The sequence below is a fragment of the Bradyrhizobium sp. MV1.5 genome, assembly GCF_055807615.1.
Genome location: NZ_JBVVPL010000103.1, coordinates 1 through 2,292, shown reverse-complemented (window position 1 = coordinate 2,292; position 2,292 = coordinate 1). Strand labels below are relative to the sequence as shown.

2 protein-coding genes are annotated in these 2,292 nt (G+C 63.4%); both read left to right on the top strand.

The features are described from left to right. Positions 1-380: 380 nt before the first annotated feature. A complete protein-coding gene (locus AC0L2J_RS34650) occupies positions 381-974 on the top strand; it encodes a L,D-transpeptidase (protein ID WP_007597994.1) in 594 nt (197 codons plus the stop codon). 54 nt (positions 975-1,028) lie between these two features. Continuing rightward, on the top strand, positions 1,029-2,066 hold the full coding sequence (locus AC0L2J_RS34645; protein ID WP_035975288.1) for an amino acid ABC transporter substrate-binding protein: 1,038 nt from the start codon (positions 1,029-1,031) through the stop codon (positions 2,064-2,066). Positions 2,067-2,292: the final 226 nt, after the last annotated feature.

The following is a 2,292-nucleotide window of genomic DNA, read 5'->3' as shown; positions in this document are numbered from 1 at the left end:
AAAACGCCCCCCCCCCTCCCCCCCCCCCCCCGCGCCAATAACCCCACCCCCGCGGGTGGGGGGCGGGGCGGGGCCCCCGGGGCTCGCCCACCCACGGCCCGCCGCGCCGGGTGAGGGTTCTCTCCTCTGGGGGAGTCTTTCTGCGGAGACACCCTCTCCCCGACCCTCCCCCGCAAGCGGGGGAGGGAGCGCATCGACTTCTCGGCGGTAATCTGAGCTTTTCGCGCCATCCCCCGTTTGTGGTATTGCGCGCCGTCCGTCAAAAAACCAAAGCATTCTCGTGACATATCGTCTAAGGGTGCCTTGAACTTGCCATGAAGATGGCCCTGAGATTTGATGGTTCCAGATGATTTTGGCCTTGGCCGCGGGGAGAGCTTGAAATGACGGATTTTCGTCGCCTGACCGGGATGTTTGTGGCTGCGATCGGCCTGATCCTGTCCGCGCCCCATGCCTACGCCCAGCAGCCCGACCGCGGCGACGAGCCGGGCCTGGTCGCCGACGATGCCTATGAGCTCGATCCGGAATGGCAGAAGCAGGTCGTCTACTTCCGCACCACCGAAGCGCCGGGCACCCTCATCATTTCGACCGCCGAACGGCATCTCTATCTGGTGCAGCCCGGCGGTCGCGCGATCCGCTACGGCATCGGCGTCGGCCGCGATGGTTTTCAATGGCAGGGGCTGGTGAACATCACCAACAAAAAGGAGTGGCCGGACTGGACGCCGCCGCCGGAGATGATCCAGCGCCAGCCCTATCTGCCGCGCTTCATGGCCGGCGGCCCCGGAAATCCGCTCGGCGCGCGCGCCATGTATCTGGGCACCACCGTTTATCGCATCCACGGCACCAATCGGCCCGACACGATCGGCACCAAGGTCTCCTCAGGCTGCTTCCGGCTCGTCAACCGCGACGTCGCCGATCTCTACGATCGCGTCCCTGTCGGCACCAAGGTGGTCATCCGGCAGAAGCCCGAACTCTGATCTTCTCGCCCTGGCGAATATTCCTTTTCCCGATTATTTCGAGAGAGCAACATGATGCGCACTTTTCGTGGCGGCCTGCTGATCGGGCTCGCAGTCGCCGTGCTGGTCGCCGTCCTGGCCATCATCTATGAATTCTACGACACCCGCACCCTGAAGCGCACCGTCCGCCGCGGCGAAGTGCTGTGCGGCGTCAACAAGGGCCTGCCGGGCTTCTCGATCCCCGACGACAAGGGCAACTGGACCGGCTTCGACGTCGATTTCTGCCGCGCGGTGGCCTCCGCGATCTTCAACGACCCGAGCAAGGCGAAATTCGTCGCGCTCGATGCCAGCGAGCGCTTCAAGGAATTGCAGAGCCGGAAAGTGGACATCCTCTCGCGCAACTCGACCTGGAGCATGGCGCGCGAGCTCGACTACGATCTCTATTTCCCCGCGGTCGCCTATTACGACGGCGCAGGCTTCATGCTGCCGCGCGCGCGCAACAAGGAAACCGCGCTGGACCTGACCGGGAGCAAGGTCTGCGTCCAAACCGGGACCACCACGGCGCTCAACGTCGCGGATTACTTCCGTGCCAACAACATGAAGTATGAAGAGATGAAGTTCGACAAGCTGGACGACGTGGTGAAAGCCTACGATACCGGCAAATGCGACACGCTCTCCGCCGACGTCTCCCAGCTCTACGCGCTGCGGATCAACCTGTCGAAGCCCGGCGACCACATGATCCTGCCGGACATGATCTCCAAGGAGCCGCTCGCGCCCGTCGTGCGCCAGCGCGACGACGACTGGATGATGATCGTGAAGTGGACGCTGTACGCGATGATCAACGCCGAGGAGCTCGGCGTCTCCTCGGAGAACATCGACGAGGCCCTGAAATCGAAGAAGCCGGAAGTGATGCGGCTCGTCGGCACCGAGGGCAATTACGGCGAGCAGCTCGGCCTCACCAAGGATTGGGTCGTCCGCATCATTCGCCACGTCGGCAATTACGGCGAGATGTACGAGCGCAACATCGGAGAGAAGTCGAAGCTGAAGATCCCGCGCGGCATGAACCAGCTGTGGAATGCGGGCGGCGTGCAATACGCGCCGCCGGTGCGGTGAGGAGTATCTCCGCCGTCATTGCGAGCGGAGCGAAGCAATCCAGAGTCTTTCCAAGGCGACAGTCTGGATTGCTTCGTCGCAAGTGCTCCTCGCAATGACGAGCTTGGGGCGGGCGCGCTATCCACACTCTCAACTGTCATCGCCCCCGCAAGCGGGGGGTACACTAATACATCTACCGGTTGGATAAATCGAGTGGCCCCGGCGGTCGTGGTGTGGGGGGGGTGCG